Origin of the sequence: Croceitalea sp. MTPC6 (genome assembly GCF_036985525.1) — a bacterium.
GTDB lineage: Bacteria > Bacteroidota > Bacteroidia > Flavobacteriales > Flavobacteriaceae > Croceitalea.
Genome location: NZ_BTGR01000014.1, coordinates 37,016 through 60,725 on the forward strand (window position 1 = coordinate 37,016; position 23,710 = coordinate 60,725).

Sequence of the window (23,710 nt, forward strand, 5' to 3'; positions counted from 1 at the left end):
TATACTACAATTTGAACACCTAAATATAGGTAAAGTAGAAAGTAAAATACTAGTGTTTATTATACTTTTCGACGAAAAAGTAGAAAATCGTATCGGGGCTTCCCCGATTCCATCTCGCTTTCCTTTTTCGTGCAAAGCACTCAAAGAAAACTATTGCATTCGCAATAACCATCTCTTTCAACTGAATCATAATTAAATTAAATTAGCGTAAAATGAAGTAGAATGTCGGGTAAAAATAAAGGTACAGTTGGATTAAGCCAGGCTAGGGAAAAGCTTAACCTTACCCAAGGTCAAATCGCCAAAGGATTGAATACTGATCAGGGCACTATTAGTAAAATTGAAGCAGGAAAAGTACTCGGTCCAATTTTTCTAAAATACCTAAAATTCTTAGCGGAAAAAAAAGTTAATCTCAATAAAGTCATTGAACTTCATGAGTTTAAACCCTAATGATTTTAGAATTAGATATTTTAAACTTTTCCAAAATCCAAGAAACAAAAAACGCTCCTGTTTTAATTTTTTTTAACGCTTATCTATCGGAACGCTAAAAAATGTAAAACAGGATCCGGCTAGTAGGTTATTTCATATTCAAGATCGTTCCGATCTCGGGTAAGAATTTGGGGAATAAGGAATTTTGTTTTTTATTGATTCGTACGAATCAAATCCCGAATAATTAAAAATCTCAAACTATAGATTTTATCTATGATATTTAATTTTTTGCGGTTGCTTTTTTGACCTTTTTCAAGACCTTAAATCATTTTGCAGGGCAAAAGTAGTATTATGAAAAAATGGCGTAATTTTTTTAAAATTATGACCTTTTTGAAACCTTATTAACAATTCAACAAGCTATATCAAAATTGCTTCTTTCTATATTAAATAACTAAATAAAAAAAACTGAATATAAGTACTAAATTACAGGTTACTTCAAAGTACTATGTTTACTATATCTCACAACGTTTTACTCTAACTAGATGCGGATGGAACTCTAACCGATTGCGGATATATTCTAACTAAATGCGGATGGAACTCTAACTTTTTTTCGCATATTTGTTTCATTAACTCTAACCAATTGCGGATATGGCTATATTAGTTGACAAGGATACTAACAAGAAAATTCAGCTTCCAGACGTTGTAAGACAACCTTACCAGTTAACCGCAAACTTTATCAAGTTTAATTTTACCGCAGGGGAAAATAGGGTTTTGGTCAGGATTCTACAAAGAATTAAGGTTCATCAGGAAGTTGACTTTAGCCCACAAATTGATTTATCCGGGAACGTGTCCCTGCAATTTCACTATCGCGATTTGCTCCTTGAGAACGATAACGCTAAAGAGCGCCTTCATGATACGCTGACAAACTTGAGAGAAAAGACCCTGCCAATTACGAGTAAAATGGAAGTGGATGGCAAAAAACAGGAATCCGTTAAGTTAGTAGGGGTAATTGAAAAACCGGAATGGACAACTACAAAAAGTCATGTCAACATTAACCTTGATGCTGGATTTTATGGCTTTTTGACCGACTTATCTAAAGGGTTTACCGAATACATCGCTGAAAGTAGCTTTAATCTAACAGGCACCTACAACATAAAATTTTATTACTATATCCGTCAATGGCGTGATAGTGGTGGTAGAAGTAGAACCCTAGACCAATTTAGGAAGGATTTGGAGATTCCAAAAGACGCTTATACCAAAAATACCGCTAGTGCATTTATTCAGAAAGTTATAGAGCCTGCTAAAAAAATGCTCGATGAAATTGCTGATATGAGCTTTAATTATTCCAAAATCAAAGAAGGAAGGAAGATAGTTGGTTTTACCTTCAAATTTTACAAGACCAACAACAAACAACCGATGCGACACAATGTGGAAAAGGTAGAAGAACTTTTTGAGTTGCTAGATGCCAATTTCAAGCTATCCAAGGAAGATAAGAGTCGATTGGTAGGCATTATGAACAAATACCAGTTTTCGTTTCTTAAATCGCTTATAAATGCGCATTATTTTGATATTAGCAACAACTACGACAAGATGAAAGATTTGCCGAATGCCATCAACAAAGTGATCCTTGACAACTACGAACATTTATTCAAAAAAGATAAGGAAAAGCAAATGGCCGTTGCTTAAACTAACGGATTGCGGATAATCTAGTTTCTAAATCTATTCTAACCAATTGCGTATATCTTCGAAAGGGTTAATTTTAAGTAAATCCCATTAAAAATAGGGTGTTCCGCATATTTTATACCTCCGGGATTATTCCATGAAAAAACATAACTAACCAATTGCGTACAAGGCCTTGATACAACGAATTTGTTCAACCTAACCGATTGCGTATATGTCAATCCCAATAAATATAGGGCTTTACGCAACTCTAACGGATTGCGGACAGCTAAATAATATAAACGAAAACTTACGGATTGCGGACAATGCGGAATATATTTGCCGATTATATTTACTAGCCAAATACAAGTAAAGCTCCGTAGAATATGATGTTTTCAGTTACTCTAACGGATTGCGGAAATATAAAATACACCGAACCAATCTGATAAACTAACCGATTGCGGATAAAACATCAACTCTTATAAATCGAATATATAGGGTCTATTCCAAAAATAGGACAAAATTTCCGGTATAATTTATATTCAACGTCCCGTGTCCTGTAAGGCCTTATTCCAAAAATAGGACAAAATGTTCCGTTGAGTTGAATCGACTTCAACCAAAAATGGGACAAAATCCAGATTAAGAACTGTAAGTAATTGAAAACCAAAATATTTTATCAGAACTCTAACCGATTGCGGATGAAAAAAGGTCAAAAAAGCAAGAAGTTTGAAAGCAATGTAATACATTTGAGGTGAAAACAAGCAAACGTAAGTTTGTATTTAAAACGGGATGACCAATAAGGTTGTTCCGTTTTTTTATGGTAGGTGCTTGGTGGTTGGCTCATTCTTTCCTTTTTGGAAACTAGCCAGTAATCTTCCGTTCTCCCCTTTGACATATTCATACACATTGAAAAACACCCATGTTGGAAATTGCTTATGCAGAAATGAAGTGAATGTAAGTAGGTTGTTAACGTTGTTATACTTGAGCCATTTACAATTTGTGCAATTGGTATCAAAACGCCTTTTCGTATTGCGTAAAGATTCGCACTCGTTGCAAAGGGTTTTGATATTGGCTCTATATCGAACGTAAGGCATTATATGAATAGGATTTTAATTTGTGCGAACATAAACAGCCTCCGGATGGATCCTGCAGAAGCGGGTCCGGGAAATTGATGCGAACATAATCATAACTTGAAATCTATTAATGCACTCTGGGCATTCTGAAAATTTCTAATGACACGCTCCATTTTTTCAATCTTGTTTTTCTGCTGATCAAGTTCCCTTTCATAGCGGTCGATTTTCTTTTCCTTGGCCTCAAAATTATTGATCAAGCGCTTTACCAATTCGTTGTTTGAGTTGGTGGAAAATCTCTTTTTCAATTGGCAGATTTTTTCCGATGTTGATTCGTCAATATCCCTAACATAAATTGTTGTCGGCTTGTCCTGTATTTTCATAATGCGCCTATTTAAATTTTTCTCTTGTATTCGTATTCCGATTTTTTGAAAACCCGATCTGAGGAATGCAACCTAAATTCATCTTCGGTATTAAAAACAATTTCCCCTATTTCTTCCGGTGTTAAAGGTTCGTTTGGCTTCTTGGGCTTAGCCCCTATCCTGAATACTTCCACCATTATTTAAAGCCATTGTATTTATTCTTGATTACATAATTATGGAACAGCAAGGCCAACACCCATACTATGATGAAAATCGGTACATGCCACCACTCGAAAACATAATCCTCCATTACTCAATCTTTGTAAAGACCCACGGGTTCCAATACAGCTTCCCATCGTTTTCCGAATAGGAAATAACATCCAAGGGAGTAACTTGCATTATACCGTCCCTGATCGGGACTACATAGGTATTATCATACTTGTTATCCGTCTTGGCACCATCTTTATCGACCGTGTACTTATCTACTTTGTAGAGTTTCCCATCCGCTTCGATTTCCAAAACAATACTATTCCCACTTTCAAATTTTTCGGATTGCCACTTGCCCAAAAACTCGCTACCTTCTTTTTTTGAATCACAAGAACCGATTAGAAAAACCATCAGTATTCCCATGATGGATATTAATTTTCTGCTTTTCATAATTAAATTATCGTTTAGTTTGTCCATACCCTAAAAATCCTCGTTGGCATCGTCCAGCATTTCCCGAACAATATCCCCATCAGTTTCCAAAATGGATTCCTCAAGATAGTTGTTGCACAAAACTTTCATCGCGTCCGTACTGTCCTTGTGAACCCTAAAATATTGAATCTTGCCATCTTCGTAGGCAAAGACACATTTCGGGGTACCAAGTTCCAAAATCCTACCCATACGCTCGTCCGTTACCTTTGCCCCGCCCTTCCTGAAATGTTGGGCATGGGAAACTACGATACATTCTTTTTCAAAGTCGGTCAGATCCTCCCAGAGCTTCGTTACCTCCAAATCCTTATTTGCCTTAATTTCTCCCATTATCATTGATGTTTGAATTTTCCAAATTCATTAAAAATTTTGCTGTCATGAATAATCACATGTAGAATAATTTAAGAGTTTTTTCAGTCTAACGACTATCGGTTAATTTTGGAACCTCTTGCCCTCGGTCAACCGACCAAAGAAACAACCAGTAAACTTTAACCAATACAATTATTCAAAATGAACACACATGAAATTATCGTTACCGTCTTAACATCTATTTTTATCATTACCAAAATCATCATCAATTTCAGGACTATCCTTTGTTACTTTTTCAGGAAGCACCCGGCTTGCGGTTGCTGATTTTTATGTTTATCTTAAATGACCGTGTAACGTCTCTTTTCGCATATTAACTGGTCTAGTTCTAAAAAATAATTCCCTTATTTTATTATTACCATATAAGTCAAACCTATTTTTAATGAGACTGGCCGCTGCAATAGGTTTAGTTACATCATTGGTTTGACCACACTTTTCGCATATGCCTACATCCTGATAAAATGCATCAATCGGTTGTTTTGATTCTTGAACAAGGCAATTGTTACAAATAAAAGGTTCGCTACTCATTATTGCTTCAAATACAAAATCCTCCATAGTTACTTAGATTTAAAAATCTTTTTAGATACTTCAATAAATGATTTTCCTTGTGCCGCTATCTTCATGGCCGCATAAATTTTCCACGCTCCTTTGTGTACTTTTTTTTCATTCAGTTCCTTTATTTCGTCCTGATTAAGGATTTCAAATATGTCCTCATTCTTGATTAAATCCTGAAATTCCAGAAGTTCTTTGAGTTTAAATTCTTGCATCCTTATATTCTAAATTTAATTGAAATAGTCGCTATTTTTCATAGCATTATTCTTTTCTGTTAGGCCTTCATGGTCCATACGGGTGTAATGTTCATTAGGCTACATCAAAGCTTATTTCTAAATCTTTTATTTTATCGAATTCAAAACTATTCATTTCGCCGTTGTGAAAGAGTTTTTGAAAATTGTATTCCCCGTGAATATTGATATGTTGCCACGTCATAATTGAACTATTTTTCAATGCGGACAGTATCTCGGTAAATTCCAATTTATTCGAACACTTTGAGAGCTTATCACCTATCTTAAGATAGTTCCAAAGAACTATCGCATTTTGTATGAGATGACGAGTGGCAATTATTACTTCCTGTTCCTCCTTCGTTCCCGCTCTCAATTCTTGATTGTTTCCAAAAAAAATAGCTTTGGCGAACTGATGTGATTTTTCAATTCTGTTAAGTGATTTTTCGGTGGATTTTCTTAAATCCACTTCATCCATGTACTTCAAGAGAAAGTATGTTTTGAAAATCCTCCCCACCTGCTTCAAGGCCCTATACAAGGGATGTTGCTTTGAATAAGAACTTAATCTTTTTAATATTCTGGATGCCGTTACCTCCCTTAACTTTATGGTTGTCAATAATCGTAAAACATTGTCCCATTGATCTGCAATAATATTGGTGTCAATATAGTTTTTGGCCGTCGGGACCACCTTAAATCCCATTTTTTCGTATTTGCGCCTAGAGTCTTGCCTAAATGTATATTTCAACTGGCTTTTAAAGTTCTTTATTCTCGGTGAGAAGAAAACTCCGAGACCATTACAAATGGCAAATATGATTTCGCTATAGCCATGGGTGTCGGTGGAATGTATGTCGCTGTCCACTTCTTCGTTGTGCATCAGACCATCTATCACATAGGCCGCTTCCCTTTCCGAAGAGCTTATTACGGTACTGTAGAACAATCTGTTGGTCTCATCTATAAAGCTGTATGCCGTAACCCCTTTTCCAGTACCGAAGTATTTGTAAGAGTGGTCTGCGTTTATTGATGGAACGGCAACACCAAACTTTTGACCGTCACTGGAAGTGTGATTTTGAACTTTATCCGACTTATAGACCTTGGGCAAGGACATTGCTTCAACTATGGAGTTAATTTTTCCATTAGCTGCATCGAGATTCTCCTTATTGAAATACCATTTTACCAGATGATTAAGATTATCCACAGAAATACCTTTAGAAATCTTTGCCATTCTTCCAATACCAATATTACATCCGTAAGCAATTATAGCTGCATAGAACGCTTTGTTTGAAGGTCTTCTCTTCTGGCCTTTTTGTGCAAAATGCGAGAATGAATCTAGAAAGCCTGAAGTTGAATTTACTTCTGATAGAACAACAGGTAAAGGGATGATTCCACCACTTTTGTCTTCCAGGAATTTCAAGAGGCCCATGTCCTCCTCTTTTACATCTTCTTTTGGAGTACTTATTCTTGGCGCCCCAGATGAAGTGAAGCTGAGAAACTCATTATTTGCAATGTTCTTGTTTGTTTTTAAGTATTGACTACGTAGAACTTTTGACATCCTGTCCAGAAATGGTTCTGCCTCAATTTCAAATGGCAATCCAGCACGTCTTAGTAAATCATCTTTTTGGGAATCCCACCTTTGCTGAGATAAAAGATATTCCTCAATAGCACGGTATCTTTCAGAATTGTTCAGGTTCAATGATCCAGCTTTTATGTGCTCTTTTACTTGAATAAACAAAAGAACTTTCCACAGTTTCCATTCAGAACCAACATATGTCTTTAATGCACTCCTACCTTTTTGGTCTAGAAAGGCTAAAGGCAATCTTTTTATATTGGAGACCTGATCATGGGATTTAAAGAAATCTATGGCTTCACAGATGTCAGGGTTTGAAGTAAGAAAATTGAAGTCAAGAGCCCTTACTATTCCTGCAACCCTATTCTGGATACGACGGTAAGCGGACAAGTACTTTTCATATGTCATTTGGTCTTTAAGTCCTGAGGACATGGAAGTCTGAAGTTTTTCAAGTTCCTCTTCAATTTTTTTCCTTTGCGCCTGTCTACTACCCTTGGAACCATCAATTTCTGAAAAAACACCCTGTATCTGGATTACCTTCTCCCTGTCGGTTCGGGACTGTGAAAAGGCAACACCTCTCATGTGTTCAACATAATCGGACAAAGACCTGACCATATTGATTACCTTTTGTGCCTGTTTGATTTTTACAGGTTTTTGTTTGATAAAATCGTCTTTTATTGACTTTTCTACCTCATTTTCAAATTTCTGGACCAGTTTCAATAACATATCTACAAATAAGTCTTGTCTTATTCTGTATTGGTAGACTATGAATGCCAAAAAATACAGGTGCTTCTTTGATGGTTCCTTGAGCGCCAGAAACTTTACATGTCTTGACTTAATAAGCCAAACGGCGTAATAGTTCAATAGTTGGTCGGATAGTTCAATCTTTTCAAGTGTCACTTTGAATTGCTTAAACAGGTCAGAAACAAGTTGAAAGTCATCTAAGCTTTCCCTGATTTTTCTAGGTGCAATTTCTTGTTCTGGGGTTTTGATAGTTGTGACGAGGTAAGGGTTTGATGGCGATATGGACATGTCCGGGTTTTTTGGCATTTCCAAAATGGCATCAATGGTATCCTTTTGGAAATTATTCAGGTTTTCATCAACACTCTTGAGCAGGTCACTTTCCAATTCTCTTATCGAAACCGATATTGCTTGTGCAAATACATGGTACCTTGGGATTTCAATTTTTCTTTCTCGGCAGATTCGGACCAGTGCCTTTACAATTTGTTTTGGCTTTAGGGCCGTCCTGACCAAATCATCCACTTCCTTTTGAAATTGATTCTTCCAATCTGTAAATAATTTCACACCAAGACTTATTGCAATTATTCGCTTTTGCCCGAAATAAGTATTTCGGCGATAGTCAGAGAGGTTAGGAACTTGATCAAGTGCCAGTCGGTCAGATACATATTGTATATCCATGGGATTAAAGTCTCCTACCTGATAAAATCTCCCGCTGAATTGGAAATATCCCTTCAACAATACAAAAACCAAAAGTGTTGAAGGCTTTCTGAAGTGTTCTCTGTATTCCCCAAGGGATTTAGTATCAAAAAAAGTTTCCCTATGAGCTTCATCGAAGCTAGGTACCCCATCAAAATCCCTAATGTCTGAGTCATTGTAAATGTTGAGGATCATATTAAACTATTTTAAGGTAGGTCCAAAAACCATCAGAAGATAACCTAAATTACTACCCGTAAGGTACTAAAATCAAAGAGGTTACTTTGGAAGAGTAAAAGAAAAAAATGAAAACCTTTGCCGAATGGGCATCGAACAAAAAGGGATACATTGTGCTGTGTCCTGCGATATTATTTATCGTGAAGTACAGAATCCAGGTTAACTCTCAATGCACATTTATATAGCTAGATTGCGAGCTTATCACGTCTATAGCTAAATATGTAAGCTAAAAACGAGCAAATATGAATGCAACTGAGACTAGGTTTTCGATAGAAATTAGGCTTGTGAAGGGAGTACCCCAACGTTTAAGGTTGTCCAAGTTTTATTCAGATAGGAGTTTGATTTAACCTATAGCATCTCTTATTCTATTAGACTGCACATGTTCAAGTGGAAATTAAATTTGGTCACGACCATTCCTAAGTTCATGTAAGTTATTCCCTGAAAATGGTCTTCACCATCAATCCAAAGTGACAATGATAAACTCCGATCTCCGGTTAATATCATGTTCTGAATTGGAACACCGCACCCCATTGGAACAATGGTTCAACAATCTCTTTTCACCGTATCCTATGGCACTTTCTATTCGATTGCCCTCTATCCCTTGGGATACGATATAATTTCCCGTGGATTTGGCACGACGGTCCGATAGTTTTTCATTGTACCTATCACTGCCCCTAGAATCCGTGTGGGATTCGATCTTGATGACCATTTTGGGATATTCCTTCATGACCTCCACGATTTTGTCAAGCTCCTGCGCTGCATCAGCCCTGATATCCGCTTTGTTGAGATCAAAGTAAATGTCGTCAATCTTGATTTTCAACACCCCATTTTCCATGACTATCAATTTGTTCAATTCCTTGGTCATGATCAAGGGGACATTGTTGGTCTCTCCCAAAACTTTACCTGTACTGAACTCCACGGATACCCCATCATATCCCTCCTTGGAGACCTCAATGGAATAGCTCTCTTCACAATCCAATATGTTTTCAAAAGTAAATGCACCATAGGCATCCGTATTGCCAGCGGCAATCAATGATCCATCTTTCTTCTTTAATTCAACGGTGGCATTGACTACAGCTTGGTCATTGGCTTTTCTGAGTACTGTTCCCTTAACAAACTGTTCGCATTTGGGTTCCAACCGTCGAAAGGAATAAATATCATCATCACCTGTTCCCCCTTCGCGATTGGATGAAAAATAGCCTCGGTTGGAAGCTTCATCCACGATATATGCAAAGTCATCTTTGGGGCTATTAATCAGCGGCCCCAAGTTCGAAGGAAGTGAAAAACTATTTCCCAATTCACTCTCGAAGATATCCAGTGCCCCAAGACCTAAATGTCCATCCGAGGCAAAATATATTTTTTCATTGGTCACAAAGGGGAACATTTCCCTTCCACTGGTATTGATAGTGGGCCCTAGGTTGACAGGCTCCGAATAATTTCCGGTACGGTCAATGGATACATAATAAATATCAGTTCCTCCAATACCTCCGGGCATATCGGATACAAAAAACAGTTTTTTACCATCAGGACTTAATGCTGGCTGTCCGGTGGAGTAATCCCTACTGTTAAAAGGTACTTCCTCCGGAAAGGTCCAATACCCCCCTTCCAACTGTGTGCGATAGATTTTAAGGTGATTGGTGCCAGTACTGTCCCGTTCGAGGTTTTTGGCTGTATAATTATTCCGGGTAAAATACATAATAGTACCTTCCGGGTTGAAGGTTGCTCCGGCCTCGTGGTATTTCGTATTGATGTTATTACCAAATATCCTGATATCCACTAAATCACTGCCCAGTTGTACGGTATCTGCCTCATAAAGGTTGAGATAGGGCTGCTTGTTCCATTCGTACACCCGCGTATGGAGTTTCATGGTATCCCTGCTAGAGGCGAAGACAATTTTGTCCTGATAATACATTGGTCCAAAATCGGCCAAGGTTGAATTCAGTGACAAATGGGTAACCACAAATTGGGGTTGGCGATTTCGAAGTTCATCCAGGGCGAGGTCATTATCACTGAACTGGGAAACCTCGAAATCATCCCCATTGAACTTTTCAGCATAGATTTTCATCAGTGCTTTGGCAAGAGGATAGTTCCCAACTCCTTTCAACGTATGGATATACCTGAAAATGTATTTTGCGGCCAGTGTTTCCTCATATTTGGAGAAGAGTTGACCATACCACTTTACAGCGTTGGTCATATCGGAGTTATAATAATAGATATCCCCCAAGCGTTGCAGGGTTTCCTGGGAATCGTCCCCTTTTTTTGCCAAGCGCTCATATTCAGCGGCAGCTTGGATGTAATGATAATTGTGATATTTTTTTTCCGCTTTTGAACCTTTGTCTTGGGCAAATCCAAAACTGAAAATCAGTAATACCGTGATTATATGGATAGATGTTTTCATAAATTTTGACTTAGTAGAATCTTGGGGATTTTAAACGCTTTTCCTGTGTCTTTAATTCGAAGCGGAGAAATACCTCATGGGTTCCGCTATTGAAGTTTCTAAGGTCGGTTGTGGTACGGTCGTAAGCATAGCCCACGTTCAATGCCGGCGAAATCTGTAGGCCCAACAGGCCTGAGAAAGAATCATCCCAACGATAGGCGATTCCGGCGGTCACCGTTTCCCGGATCATGAAGTTTGCCGACAGATCTGCTATCACCGGAGCCCCAGGCACCCACTTGACAAAAAATGCGGGCTTGAACTTGATATCCGCCGATATGTCCCTGACCAATCCACCGATCAAAAAATAATGGAGGCGTTCGGTGGCAATCTCCTGGGTCGCCCCGTCATAGTGGTCCTCCGAAAAGAAATTGGGGATGGCAAAGCCAAGATACGAACGTTCTGTATGGTAATAAGCTCCCGCTCCCACCGTCGGGAAGAACCGGTTTTCTATGTTATTTTGGAAAGCAACATCTGGGTTTCGAATTAGACCCTCAGAAAAGTCCACGTTAAAGATACGTCCACCTGCCTTCAGTCCGAAGGAAAGCCTTTTATTGTTTGCCCCGACCTGGATACTGTACGAAACGTTGCCATCCAAAAACAATTCATTGGAAGGACCAAGTTCATCATACGTGGCAACAACCCCTAAACCTACTTTCTCACTTACGGGGCCATCGATTGCCAAAACCTGTGAGGTGGGAGCCCCATTGATGCCAACCCATTGCGAGCGATGCATCCCCAAAATGGACAGGTGCCCTCTTGAGCCCGCATACCCGGGATTTACCGTTATGGTGTTGTACATATACTGTGTAAACTGTGGGTCTTGCTGTGCTTCCAACTGAAATGATATCAGCACGAACAGAATCAAAAATGCTTTTTTGAACATTGTTTTTAATGGTATTGTTTTCATAATTGCTGATATCATTTTAACGATTGATGTATAGCCAGTCCGCGATGGGTTCCGAACCATCGCCCAGATCTAAAATGTAGTAGTAAGTGCCTACGGGCAGAAACTCTTCCTTTTGGATGACTGCCCGTCCATTGGATATTCCGGCGAACTCATTGTTATATCCCTGGGCCTGGAATACCAGATTGCCCCATCTATTGTAGATTTTCAAGGTATTGTTGGGGTATCTTGAAATACAATCGATTTCAAAGGTTTCATTTACCCCGTCCCCATTTGGTGAGAACTCATTGTAGAATACCAGACAGGTTGGTTCGATGGATGCCGTATCCGAATCGTTGGCGGTATCCATATCAAACTGGTCCACAAAGGCCAGTTGGGCCACATTGAGGTAATCCTCAATATCCAATACTTCCACCGTTAAGGTCAACGTAGCCGTCTCACTTCCATTTAGGGTGTCAATTTCCCAGAAGCCTTCAGATGCATCGTAAGCGCCTAAGGTGGCGGTAGCGGTGATAAATCGATAGCCGTTGGGCAATTGCTCCTCGATACCGATGTTGGTTGCTGGCAATGATCCGTTATTGGTCGCCGAAATGGTAAAGTTGATTTCATTGCCAATATTTGGCCTTGCGTTGTCAACGGTTTTTACTACAGCAATATCTACCGATTGAGGCATAATTGTGATACTGGCCTCATCATCATCGGGAATTCCATCTGCTAGGTCGTCCGTGTCAAAATCCGATGTAGCATCACTATCTGGGTCAGCTTGATTACTGGCCGTGATGTGAACACGATTTGTATATTCTCCGTCGGTCCCAGTTGGTGCATTTACCCGGGCCAAGATGACCAAGGTCTCAGTAGTACCATTTGGGATGACCCCATTGGTATTCCAAACACCTGTATTTTCATCATAAGTACCGGCTGTGGCCGTGTGGGCCTCGTAAGTAAACCCTACGGGTAATAGCTCACTGACAACAACACCAGAGGCATTACTGTCACCACTATTGGTCAAATTGATAGTGAACTCGATCACATCACCAACATTTGGTTCGATATCATCCACTGTTTTGGTAATTGATAAGTCGGCCAATCCCGTTGGTTCCGGATTTACAGTATCCTGATCATCTTCAGAGTTTAAGTTGTTATCTGGTGAAGAATCAGGGTCGAAAGTGTCCAGAGCAATCAACTCCGCTGTATTGCTGTACTCTCCATTGGACAATACCGTTGCAACAATCACCAAAGTCTCTGAGGTGCCATTTGGAAGAGATGCAATATCCCAAGAGCCAATAATCTCGTCATAGGATCCAATGGAAGTGGTCGCACTTACAAAATCATAACCACTGGCCAAAATATCCTCGATTACCAATCCTGTGGCATCACTTGGGCCGTCATTGGCAATGGTCACGGTAAATGTGATATCGGTGCCCACTGATGGAGCGAGATTATCCGCTGTTTTCACCACAGAAATATCTGTGATAACACGAGGCAGGGTCACTTGCTCATCCTGATCATCCTCATTGGGGTCATTATTATTTGGGGTTGAGTTCGGGTCCAACTCATTGATTGCAATCAATTCTGCTGTATTTGCATAACTTCCTGTGGTATTAATGCCTACTGTGATATCCAAAGAAGTATTGGTATTGGCCGCTAAACTTGCCACATCCCAGATGCCGCTTGTAGGGTTATAGGTGCCCACCCCAGTATGCGATACATAATTATATCCTGTTGGAAGCTGGTCCAACACTTGAATTCCAGTTGCTTCGCTTGGGCCATCATTGCTCAAATTCAGTGTAAAGGTGATTTGATCCGAAACATCAGGAAACTCATTGTCCACCATTTTGGTCAAGGAAACATCGGCCAAAGGAATTGGGATAGTAGCTGCCTCGTCGTAATCATCTTCTGCAATAAAACTATTTCCAGGAACAGAATCCGGATCAAGATTATCAGAATTGGTTATTTCCGCGCTATTTGTATAAACGCCGGTTGGGTTTACAGTTGCCTTTATTTTAAGCGTTTCCGTTGTTCCATCAGATAAGCTTCCATTCAATTGCCAGGCTCCTGTATTTTGATTGTAATTTCCAGCTGTTGCAGTATTTGAGATGTACGTATAGCCATTAGGTAGCAAGTCCTGTACGATTACTCCCGAAGTGTCACTTGGTCCATTGTTGGTAATGTCAATGGTAAACTCCACTTCATCTCCGACCAAAGGTGTGGCGTTGTCCACAGTCTTTACAAGATCAAGGTCCGATACTAAAACAGGGGTTGGCTCAATAGTTGCCTGGTCGTCTTCCGTATCATCATTGTTTGCTGGAAGGGAATCAATATCATCTTCATTTAGATCAGTCAATTCAGCGGTATTGGTATAAATTCCATTGGGTAAGACCGTTGCCTGAATAACGATGGTCTCAAAAGTACCATCAGGAAGGTTTCCTACTGTCCATGAACCATTGAGTGGTTCGTAAGTGCCAACAGATGGAATCGCTGAAACAAATTCATAACCGGATGCCAACAGATCGGTCACTACAACGGTAGTGGCATCACTGGGGCCATCATTGGTCACTGTTACTGTAAAGCTGATGTTACCTCCTATGTTTGGAGTATTTGTATCGGCTGTTTTGGTGACGGAAACATCCACAAGTTGTCGTGGAGTGACCACTACTTCATCTTGGTCATCTTCGGATGGTGTGGTATTGTTTGGCGTAGAATCCTGGTCCAACTGGTCGTGGGCAATAACTTCTGCGACATTAACATAGTCCCCAGTAGTATTGACCGAAGCCGTAATGTTCAGAATTGCGCTGTTACCATTGGCCAAACTTGCAATACTCCATATCCCGGTTCCGGAAACATAAGCTCCTCCACCATCATCGGATACATAGGTAAAGCCCGAAGGCAGTAGGTCCAATACCTGGATACCTGTAGCTTCACTAGGTCCTTCGTTGGCCACCGTTAGGGTAAATATTACATTGTCATTTACATCAGGTGTAGTTGTATCCACTGACTTTGTCAAAGCAAGGTCCGCCACTTGTATTGGTGTTACCACAACATCATCTTGGTCATCCTCGGCCAAAATATTATTGTTGGGAGTGGAATCCACATCGAAAATGTCCGTTGCAATAATTTCGGCCGCGTTGGTGTAGTTTCCTGTGGGATTGACCAAAACATCGATTACCAAAGTTTCAGTATCCCCGGCTGAAACGTCTCCTACCTGCCAAATACCTGTATTTTCATTATAAATTCCTGAAGTTGCGCTGTACAGGACAAAATCGTATCCCGATGGAAGCAAATCTTCCACTATTACATTATCAGCGTCCACGCTTCCCACGTTGAACACTGTAATTTCAAAGCTGATCTCGGTACCCACCAAAGGTGTGGTATCGCTATCAACAACTATTTTGGTCAGCTCCAGGTCTCCAATGTTAGGAAAGACCTCTAATGTGGTTTCATCATCATCGTCCCCATCACCATTTCCATCTTCATCAACTGTATTGTCGGTTGTAGGATCACTGTCCGGGTCAAACTGGTCACTTGCCGTGATTTGGGCACTGTTCACATATTCATTGGGTGCACCTGTTGGTGCATTCACCGTTGCTTCATAGGTTACCGACGTACTTCCGCCATTGGCAAGTACGGTCAACCCAGCCCACGATGCAGTGTTTCCAAACAAGGAACCTCCATTATTGACCGTGGTCAATGCATATCCACTTGGGAGGATGTCTTCCAATGCGACTCCTGTGGCCACATTGGGTCCAAGGTTGGTCATTGTTAAGGTAAAAGTGACGGTGTCCCCGACATCAGGCGTTGTATCGTCAACTGATTTGGCCAAACTCAGGTCCGCTTGTTGTGGAACTACGGATATGTTATCTTCATCATCTTCACTTTGGTCCCCATTGTCGTTATTAGGGTTACTGTCGCTATCAAATTGATTGGCTGCCATTACCTGGACCTGGTGCTCATATTCACCAATGGTGCCAGTAGGTTCCAGTACTTCGGCATTGAATGTCAAGGTCAAGGTATTGCTTCCGACAGGCACCGTTAGACCAGACCAGTCGATATTGGCTCCGCCCAAGGAACCACCATTGCTGATTCCGGTTACGTTTCCAAATCCAGAAGGTAATACATCCTGTATGGAAACCCCTGTGGCCAACACATCACCCAAATTGCTGACATCTATGGTGAACGTAACAACATCACCGACATTGGGACTGGAATCACTTACATTGATGTCCAACTCTAAGTCAATAACCTGTGGAGTGATCACAAAGAAATCCTCGTCATCCTCACTTTGGTCACCATCATCATTGAAGGGCTCACTATCTGGGTCATCCTGGTCACTGGCTGTGATCTCGGCAATGTTCAAATATTCATCTGGGAATCCATTGGGTGCGTTGACCGTTACTTGATATGAAACGGTAGTGCTACCAACCGGAAGGGAGGTAATGGTCCAACTTAAAAAAGTTCCTGCAATGGCTGTACCGCCATTGTTTATTGTGGTCAGATTCAATCCCGAGGGCACCTCGTCCTCTAGGACTACATTGGTCGCTGTATTTGGTCCAGCATTGGTCACTGTCAATTCGAAGGTGACCGTATCCCCAACATTCGGAGTGGCACTGGATAGCCCAGAAATATCTTTAACAAGACTAAGGTCTGCGGACTGAAGCGCAAATGCGGCACTGTCCTCATCATCTTCACTTTGGTCACCATCATCATTATTAGGTGTACTATCGGAATCGGGCAGGTCGGACGCGGTGATTTCTCCTGTTGTCGAATAACTGCCAGTGTCGTTGATGGTCACCTGGTAGTCCAGGTCCAGGGTCGCGCCATTGGCCACATCCAAACCGCTCCAAGTGATGGTACCGCTGCCCGGGTTGTACACACCACCGTTGGTGATGCTTCCGGCAATGATGTCCATTCCGGATGGCACTGCCACTGTGACCTCTATCCCGGTCCCGTCACCGGTCTCTACGGCATCGTTGTTGAATACCGAGACGGTATAGTTTACGGTATCACCCTCATTCCCGTTGGGGCTTGAATTGTTGATACTCAGTTCCAGGTCGACCTGTTCAAGGGATACCTGTGCACTGTCCTCATCATCTTCGCTCTGGTCCCCGTCATCGTTGTCGGTACCACTGTCAGGGTCGTTCTGGTCGCTTGCCGTGACCTGTGCCGTGTTCAAATATTCGTTCGTTGCACCGGTAGGTGCGTTCAGTGTTGCGGTGAAGCTTACGGAAGAAGAGCCACCGTTGGTAACGGATAGCCCGGACCATGTGATGGTGTTTCCAGACTGCACGCCCCCATTGTTTATGGTCGCGATGGTATATCCCGAAGGGACCACATCGACAAGGCTTACCCCTGTTGCATCGTTCGCTCCACCATTGGAGACTTCCAGAGTGAAGGTCACCGTTTCCCCAACACTTGCAGTGGTGGGAAGTACGGTCTTGTCCAGGCTCAGGTCTGCGGACTGTAATGCAAATGCGGCACTGTCCTCATCATCTTCACTTTGGTCACCATCATCATTATTAGGTGTACTATCGGAATCGGGCAGGTCGGACGCGGTGATTTCTCCTGTTGTCGAATAACTGCCAGTGTCGTTGATGGTCACCTGGTAGTCCAGGTCCAGGGTCGCGCCATTGGCCACATCCAAACCGCTCCAAGTGATGGTACCGCTGCCCGGGTTGTACACACCACCGTTGGTGATGCTTCCGGCAATGATGTCCATTCCGGATGGCACTGCCACTGTGACCTCTATCCCGGTCCCGTCACCGGTCTCTACGGCATCGTTGTTGAATACCGAGACGGTATAGTTTACGGTATCACCCTCATTCCCGTTGGGGCTTGAATTGTTGATACTCAGTTCCAGGTCGACCTGTTCAAGGGATACCTGTGCACTGTCCTCATCATCTTCGCTCTGGTCCCCGTCATCGTTGTCGGTACCACTGTCAGGGTCGTTCTGGTCGCTTGCCGTGACCTGTGCCGTGTTCAAATATTCGTTCGTTGCACCGGTAGGTGCGTTCAGTGTTGCGGTGAAGCTTACGGAAGAAGAGCCACCGTTGGTAACGGATAGCCCGGACCATGTGATGGTGTTTCCAGACTGCACGCCCCCATTGTTTATGGTCGCGATGGTATATCCCGAAGGGACCACATCGACAAGGCTTACCCCTGTTGCATCGTTCGTTCCACCATTGGAAACCTCAAGAGTGAAGGTCACCGTTTCCCCAACACTTGCTGTGGTGGGCAGTACGGTCTTGTCCAGGCTCAGGTCTGCGGATTGCAGGGTGATGCTTGCAGTGTCCTGATCATCCTCTGAAGTGATATCGTTATTTGGCGTAGAATCGGGATCAAATTGATCACTGCCCGTAATCTCCGCTGAATTATCATAACTACCACTGGCATTGACCGTGGCATCAAAGGTCAGGTTCAACGTGTTTCCATTAGTAACGGAAAGATTGGACCAATCAATGGTAAAATTACCTGGATTGTAGACACCATCATTACTAACAGTCCCTAAGACCAGGGTGTAGCCATTTGGAATTACATCCCTAACAGCAATCCCTGTAGCATCAGAGCCCGCAGAGACGTCATCATTGAACAAGGAAATGGTAAATGTTACCGTATCCCCGGGATTGGCCGTTGTGGGGCTAACCGTTTTTGTAAGTTCCAGATCGGCCAAGCCGTCAATGGTGATTGTGACCGTATCAATCTCGTCCGTACAGATTCCGTTCGAAACGGTCCATTGAAACTCATAGGTTCCAACATCTGTGCCGATAACATCCGTTGTTGGGTCGGTATTATCAATAAATGATACCGTGGTCGGTCCCGAAAGCTGTGTCCAAATCCCTGAACCCACCGTTGGTGTTGTTGCACCCAAGGTGACCGGTGCAAATTGTTGCAGGTTCTGATCGGGACCGGCTTCGGCCGTGACAGGTTGTGATATGATTTCAACTTCCATGGTATCGGTAAGGGAACAACCTCCATTGGTCGCGGTCCATGTAAATACATATATGCCCGGTTCCAAATCCAAGACCAGTGTCCCTGGATTGTTCTCTGACGTAATGTTTGCCGCGGTCCCAGGATCGGTTACACCCGGGCCCGCGGTTTGGGACCAAGTGCCCGTACCTGTGGCCAAGGCGACCGCATTTAAATTGGTCTGGGTGGCATCACAGAACTGTTGGTCGGGACCGGCATTTGGCTCTGAAGGTGGATCATCGGTAAAAGTGATATCCACAGTATCCGTGGACGGTGCACAGAGCGAGGGTGATGTAAAAGTGGTGCCATTGGTAACGGTCCAGGTGAGCTGGTAAGTTCCCAAAACAGTGATATTCGATAAAGTCGTGGTCGGGGAGTTCGGGCTATCTATAACCGCGGCTCCTCCCGAGGGGTCTGTTGAGAACGTCCAGGTCCCTATACCTACTGTTGGGGCCGTTGCGTTCATCTGCACATCCAATTGACAGGCATCCGGTTGGTCCGCACCAGCGTCGGCTGTCGACGGTGCTTCAAAGACCTCTATACGGACAACATCAGCTGTGTTGGCACAGTTGCCCGATTCAAAGTTCCATTCCAAAATATAGATACCGGGAACCGAAAGACCCGATAAAGTAGAGGTAGGACTATTCGGCGAATCTATGGTGGCGGCACTCCCTGAAGGTTGTTCGGCAAACCGCCATTCCGCATTGGTAACATCCACTGGGGCGGTATTTCCTGCCAACGTGGTCTGATCGGGAACGGCAAGGTCGCCCTGACAGAGTATTTGGTCCGGTCCTGCATCCGGGTCTATCGAAGGGGCCGTACTGGACACGACGGTAACTTCATCGAAAGTGGAGGTACATGAACCTCCATAATCCGTTGTGAACCTGAAGACATAGGTATTTCCAGGGGTGATAGTCACTTCCGCCACATTACTATTGGCAGGGTTTTGGTCAATCGTTGCCGCCGGAGCGCCATTGGCAATCTGCGTCCAGGTCCCGGTAGATCCAAAAGTGGCCTCCAACAAGAAATTTGTTGTCTCACAGAAGTTCAGGTCCGGTCCCGCATCCGCTGGAACGAATACATCGACGTTCAAGTCAGCAAATGTGGTGGGACAGTTGCTGTCCCCGACTATGGTCCATCTAAAGGTATAGGAACCGGCGACCAAATCGGTGACATTGGTATTGGGATCGTTCACATCCGCAATGGTCGGAGTGTTCGGGGCACCGGAAAGCAGTGTCCAAAACCCGGTTTCCACATTGGCGTCAAAAGCGTTTCCAGACAAGACGGTATTGGTAGCGTTGCAGATTGTTTGATCGGCTCCGACCGAGGCCGTTGTGGGCGGGATTCCGACGGACAGGGTCACTTGGTCCGAATCGGTGGAACAGCTTCCATTGTCAACGGTCCATTCAAAAATGTACTGTCCAGAGAATCCAAAGGTGAACTGTGCCGTGGGGCTCGTGTCATCATCGATGGTGAACCCACCCGGTCCGGATACTTGCGTCCATTGCCCGTTACCTGTGGAACTGGTGGCCGCCATGGTAAAGGTATCGGAACATGCCGCTTGGTCCGGTCCGGCATCTGCCGAGGCTGGAACGCCAATGGTGATTTCCACATCATCAAAAGTGGATTGGCACCCTGCCTTTGAAATGGTCCAAGTAAGGACATAGCTTTGTTCAACAGCAATGTTGGCTGCGGTATTGAACAATGTGGCATCGGTAAATGAAATCCCTGCTGCGGGGACAGCGGTCCAAAGACCTGTTTCACCAGCTTGGGGAGCATTTCCTGCGAGGTTTACCACTGTGGTACCCGTATTGAGACATTGATCACTCCCAGCATCTGCCAAAGTTGGTCCCGGGGTTCCGCTTGTGGTGACCGTTACCGTATCCGACCCGGGGGCCGGACAGGTATTGTCATTGGGATTTTCTATGGTCCATCTAAGAATATATGTCTCGTTGGCGTCATCCAATCCGGAGACCAGGGTGTTGGGATCGTTTGCGTCGGAAAAGACAATACTCGCCCCTATGGGAGCACTGTCGACTGTCCAAGTTCCCACCAAATTGTTTGTGGGAACCTCCCCCGCCATTTGGACCGGGGCCCCAAAACAGACCAAACCTTGGTCGGGTCCGGCATCGACGACTATCGGTGCATCCGAAGAGACTTCTACCTTAACACTAGCTTCTGCGGAGGGAGCACATACGTTTCCACCAGAAATACCATACTGAAATTCATATACACCAGGCACCAAACCAGATATCCCTGTGGTCTGGGCAAATGGATCATCTATGGTAGCGGTGTTCGGGCCACTTAACTGTGACCACAATGAACTACCGGTGGTCACTGTATTTCCAGTTAAAGAGGTTGTGGTCACGTTACAGGCCAATACCTGTCCCGTACCGGCATTGGCGCTTGTCGGGGTAAGTGAAATCGTAACATTGATGGCATCAGTAGCTTCATCGCATCCGGTCTGTACCGATCCGCTCACCGCTCTTCGGAACAAAACCGTATAGGTGCCCTCGACATCAAAATCGATGCTCAAAGGGGTACTTCCGGTGTTTTGGAAATTATTGGAATTGACCAAAGTGGACGAAGCGGGGCCACTAACAATGGCGTAGGTATTGGAACCATTGCCGGTAGTTGTAAAGGGAATATCCACTTCCGTTTGGCCGCATGCGGCAATGATGTCACTTCCGCTATTGGCCGATATGGTTATCGGATTGGTCGAATATCTTATGGTAGTGCTCGCTGAATCGTCACATCCTGTGGTTGCGTTGGTTATGGTATAGGTAAATACATAGGTACTGCTGCCATCCAATCCAGAAACCTGTGTGGTACTGTTGGATGGATTTAAAATACTGACCGCCGGCCCTGAGGTCTGTGTCCATTGTACGGTTTCCCCAGAAAATTGGGGCTGGGACCCCACCAAGGTCGCCGTGGTTATACCAGGGTCACAAAAGCGTATTGTACCATCCTGGGTACTTGCATTGGAAATATCCTGGGTTGCCTCGTCAACGGTAATGGTGACCGTATCCTGACCGGAAGCACAGGGACCTACCACGGTCCACCGTAGAACATAGGTTCCTTCAATTAAATTGGAAACGGAAGTATTGTTGTTGTTGGCATTCGCAAAATTAGGTGTACTGGGTCCACTTACAAAGGACCATGTACCTACCTGACCGTTGATATTGTTTCCGCCAAAACTACCATCAAGGGTTGTAGACTGGGTAACGGTATAACAGTTGTCCAGATTTTGGTCGGCACCAGCATCCACAGGTGATTCGCCCCCATAATTGGTCACGGTCATGGTGTCAAAGGATTCACAGTTTTGCCCCGGTGCATAATCCGGTCCCGTGATGGTCCATCTTAGTGTGGTGGTACCTGCACTTCCTTCGGGCAATGTTATGGTGGATGTAGGAGAGTTTGGAAAATTTATGGTGACACCGGCACTATTTCCACCATCAATGGTCCATAGACCTGTTTCACCTGGATTGAGAGGTGTATTTGCTATGATTGATATGTTTCCCGTATTGTCTGGACATGAGGCCACGTCTAAACCGGCATCTGCCGTCGTAATGGGCTCCACAGTAATATCTACATCTTGGAACTGAGTAGTACCATCGGTACAGGTTGCCGTCAATCTAAAAGAATAGACATTTCCCCCTATCAATCCATTGATAGCTGTGTTGAGATCGGAGGGGTCCGCTATTATTGCCGAGGGACCGGCTACTTGGGACCATGTTGGTCCGCTTTGCACCAGACCTGTTGCTGAACCGGATAGGGTAAAGGGCGAATTTTCGCAGATGGTCTCCGCAACCCCTGCATTGACGGAGCAATTTTGCCCTAAAGTGTTTTGAACCGAAGCGAGCAAAACAACGAAAAATACAAAGATTATTTTAAATTTACCTGACAAAAGAAACATAGCTATAGATGTTTAGATTACATTGTTTGTAAGAATTTTCAAATATATTGTTAAAATGTTAAAACCTTAACAATATGTTGTCATTCATCGATAGGATGTTGCAAACGTGGGTGTAATCGATGAATGGATTTATGAAAATGTAATTTTATACGTGTTAATTAAATCTTAAGACACGTAATTTTTTGGTTTGTCACTTTTTGCATTTTATCGTGCCCTCAAATGAACTTGTAGATGATTCATGTGAGATTTTTTTAGTACTTCTTACTAACTGTTGGATGGAAGGAATTTTATAAATATTCTTTGAAAATATCTTTTTACTGTTTTCCTGGCTAAGACCATTTGAATTCAATCCCTTTTATGAATTGTTGATTCCGTGAAAATGTTTGATATAAGGTTGGGTTCATAAATATCTGTGACTTTGCTAATCATTTCCCTGGGCTAGAATAAGTCGATTTTCAACTACTGTTTTAAAAATCGTAAGATCTTCTTTAAATTGTAAATAAATACTTACAGTTATAGTAGTGTCTAAATGATTATTGGCTATTAAAGTATAAGAATATCAAACTCATATTATTACTACCATTTAATGATTATGAAATTTAGAGAGGCTAAAAACGTTGTAAACTCACATGCCTATTTATTGGGAAAAACAGTTAATGGGATGAAAATTGATGAACTTTTTATCTATCCGCTCGATGAAGCGTCTTATTCTGTTTTTATAGCGATGTATTGTATTTCCTTGAACAATGAGGAAGCGTTAAAACCATTTATAGAAGAGGAAATGGGCATAAAATGTATTCTTAATAAATCAAGTATTGATATGGGCAATAAAATCCATAGCCTGACCATAAATGAAGTCAAGGATTTAATCAAAGAATAGAATTTTTCATATAAATTCTCAAT

At 42.7% G+C, this 23,710-nt stretch carries 12 protein-coding genes; 3 read left to right on the plus strand and 9 right to left on the minus strand.

The features are described from left to right. The first annotated feature begins 222 nt into the window (after positions 1-222). Both AACP56_RS17420 and AACP56_RS17425 read left to right on the plus strand, forming a co-directional pair. The gene (locus tag AACP56_RS17420; protein WP_339338811.1) at positions 223-447 is read left to right on the plus strand and encodes a helix-turn-helix domain-containing protein; all 225 of its coding nucleotides are present in this window, start codon (positions 223-225) and stop codon (positions 445-447) included. 627 nt (positions 448-1,074) lie between these two features. Next, positions 1,075-2,112, plus strand: coding sequence for a replication initiation protein (locus tag AACP56_RS17425; protein ID WP_339338809.1), 1,038 nt, complete (start codon positions 1,075-1,077; stop codon positions 2,110-2,112). A gap of 1,156 nt (positions 2,113-3,268) precedes the next feature. Here AACP56_RS17425 and AACP56_RS17430 read toward each other — a convergent pair. From AACP56_RS17430 to AACP56_RS17470, 9 genes are all read right to left on the minus strand, one after another. Beyond that, entirely contained in the window at positions 3,269-3,538 is a 270-nt protein-coding gene (locus tag AACP56_RS17430) for a hypothetical protein (RefSeq protein ID WP_339338807.1), read from the minus strand. 288 nt (positions 3,539-3,826) lie between these two features. Continuing rightward, positions 3,827-4,174 carry a hypothetical protein gene (locus tag AACP56_RS17435; RefSeq protein ID WP_339338805.1) on the minus strand — a complete coding sequence of 116 codons (348 nt, stop codon included), beginning with the start codon at positions 4,172-4,174 and terminating at the stop codon, positions 3,827-3,829. A gap of 30 nt (positions 4,175-4,204) precedes the next feature. Next, positions 4,205-4,540 carry a hypothetical protein gene (locus tag AACP56_RS17440; RefSeq protein WP_339338803.1) on the minus strand — a complete coding sequence of 112 codons (336 nt, stop codon included), beginning with the start codon at positions 4,538-4,540 and terminating at the stop codon, positions 4,205-4,207. Positions 4,541-4,852: 312 nt separating this feature from the next. Beyond that, positions 4,853-5,131 carry a hypothetical protein gene (locus AACP56_RS17445; RefSeq protein WP_339338801.1) on the minus strand — a complete coding sequence of 93 codons (279 nt, stop codon included), beginning with the start codon at positions 5,129-5,131 and terminating at the stop codon, positions 4,853-4,855. A 2-nt stretch (positions 5,132-5,133) separates the two neighbouring features. Then, positions 5,134-5,343: a hypothetical protein gene (locus AACP56_RS17450; protein ID WP_339338799.1), complete on the minus strand. Its 210-nt coding sequence runs from the start codon at positions 5,341-5,343 to the stop codon at positions 5,134-5,136. Between the two features lie 94 nt (positions 5,344-5,437). After that, positions 5,438-8,551, minus strand: a complete 3,114-nt coding sequence (locus tag AACP56_RS17455) for a Tn3 family transposase (protein WP_286941903.1) — start codon at positions 8,549-8,551, stop codon at positions 5,438-5,440. 496 nt (positions 8,552-9,047) lie between these two features. After that, positions 9,048-10,988, minus strand: a complete 1,941-nt coding sequence (locus AACP56_RS17460) for an OmpA family protein (RefSeq protein WP_292969408.1) — start codon at positions 10,986-10,988, stop codon at positions 9,048-9,050. Positions 10,989-10,998: 10 nt separating this feature from the next. Further along, positions 10,999-11,934 carry a PorP/SprF family type IX secretion system membrane protein gene (locus AACP56_RS17465; RefSeq protein ID WP_245911890.1) on the minus strand — a complete coding sequence of 312 codons (936 nt, stop codon included), beginning with the start codon at positions 11,932-11,934 and terminating at the stop codon, positions 10,999-11,001. Between the two features lie 16 nt (positions 11,935-11,950). Further along, a complete protein-coding gene (locus AACP56_RS17470) occupies positions 11,951-22,807 on the minus strand; it encodes a PKD domain-containing protein (RefSeq protein ID WP_339338797.1) in 10,857 nt (3,618 codons plus the stop codon). A gap of 592 nt (positions 22,808-23,399) precedes the next feature. Between AACP56_RS17470 and AACP56_RS17475 the strand changes: the two genes are divergently transcribed. Continuing rightward, the gene (locus tag AACP56_RS17475; RefSeq protein WP_286940978.1) at positions 23,400-23,687 is read left to right on the plus strand and encodes a hypothetical protein; all 288 of its coding nucleotides are present in this window, start codon (positions 23,400-23,402) and stop codon (positions 23,685-23,687) included. Positions 23,688-23,710 lie beyond the last annotated feature (23 nt).